Source organism: Streptomyces sp. NPDC056296 (genome assembly GCF_042268605.1).
Classification (GTDB): domain Bacteria; phylum Actinomycetota; class Actinomycetes; order Streptomycetales; family Streptomycetaceae; genus Streptomyces.
On record NZ_JBHJRX010000147.1, the window covers coordinates 1 to 1498 of the forward strand.

The window sequence follows — 1498 nt, forward strand, 5'->3', positions numbered from 1 at the left end:
TGGGCGAGTTCAACCAGTCGTTGCAACACCGGGCTGTTGTAGCGAGCGTAGCTGCTCTTCGAAGACCTCGGCGGGTGTCCGCCAGCCGAGGGTCTTGCGGGGACGGTTGTTGATCGCCATGGCGACGGCTTCGAGGTCCGTGGACGACCACCGGGACAGATCGGTGCCCTTCGGGAAGTACTGACGCAGCAGCCCGTTCGTGTTCTCGTTCGTCGGTCGTTGCCAGGGCGAGTGGGGATCGGCGAAGAACACCTTCGTCCCGGTATCGATGGCGAACTGGGCGTGGCCGGAGAGTTCCTTTCCGCGGTCCCAGGTGAGGGTTTTGCGTAGCTGCTCGGGCAGCTGCGTCATCGACGTCGTGAGCGCCGCGTTCATCGCGATCGCGCCATAGCCCCCGAGTGAGGTGCCGTTCTTCACGGGCGGATTCTCGCCCCAGCCCTCGAGCCGGGGCAGGTGCACCAGGAGCGTGGAGCGGCTGCTGCGCTCGACCAGCGTACCGATCGCGGAGCGACCCGTCCCGATGATCAAATCGCCTTCCCAGTGTCCGGGGACCGCACGGTCTGCGGCCTCGGCGGGGCGTTCGCTGAGGATGACGTCCGCGGTGACATGCCCCTGCGGTTTGTTCTGTGACCGTGCACGGGGAGTCCGCAGCGCCCGGCCGGTGCGCAGGCACGTGACCAGTTCCCGCTTGAGCGCGCCACGGCCTTCGATGAACAGCGCCTGGTAGATCGCTTCGTGGCTGATGCGCATGGACTCATCATCGGGGAAGTCGGCATGGAGACGGTGCGAGATCTGCTCCGGGCTCCATGCCGTCGCCCATCGTCTGTCCTGCCGGTGCGGCTTGTTCAGCCCTTTCCATGCGGGCGTCCTGGGTCCGGGGACGATCGTGTTGTCGGTACGGCGGACGCTGCCGGCGAGCCGGTCCTGCACGTACTCACGCAACCTGTCGTTGCCTGTGAGCTTCGCGGTCTTCGGGCGCTTGGCGGCCTGTTGTGCTTTCCACTGGGCGACCGTCGCGCGGTACTCCTGCTTGCCGCTGCGCGTGGCGGCGTTGCGGCGCAGTTCGCGAGAGATCGTTCCGGGGTCACGCCCCAGGGCGCGGGCGATCTCGCGCACGCCCTTGTTCATCGCCCTGAGGATCGCGATCTCCTCGCGCTCCTCGAACGCGAGGTACCGGCCCGTGGGCTCGGCCAACGAGATCGGAGGCATGCCGCCAGCGTGACGAAACCACCTCGCACCCACCGGCCACGACACGCCGACCGCCAACGACGCCTCCACCGTCGTGACCCCTGTGGCGATCAGCCGCCAGAACTGGCGCTGCACGACTCGAGACGGATCAGGCCGCCCCGGCGAACGCATCGCCGGCCGCAACGCACGATCAGCGCGCCACTGCCGACGCCGACCCTCCGGAACATCGCTGGTCTTCAAACTCCAGTCCGCCGTGGCCACGTCGCACACCTCCGAGATCAAAGTGTTGCGACGACCAGTTGAATCCACC

General features: G+C 67.3%; 1 protein-coding gene. It reads right to left on the reverse strand.

Annotation, left to right across the window (positions count from 1 at the left end; translation table 11 throughout):
* Window positions 1-9 precede the first annotated feature (9 nt).
* On the reverse strand, window positions 10-1209 hold the full coding sequence (locus ACFCZF_RS40860; RefSeq protein ID WP_376675990.1) for an IS30 family transposase: 1200 nt from the start codon (window positions 1207-1209) through the stop codon (window positions 10-12).
* Window positions 1210-1498 lie beyond the last annotated feature (289 nt).

Coding starts and splice junctions, on each gene's coding strand:
- ACFCZF_RS40860 (WP_376675990.1), bottom strand. CDS start 1,209: ATGCCTCCGATCTCGTTGGCCGAGCCCACGGGCCGGTACCTCGCGTTC.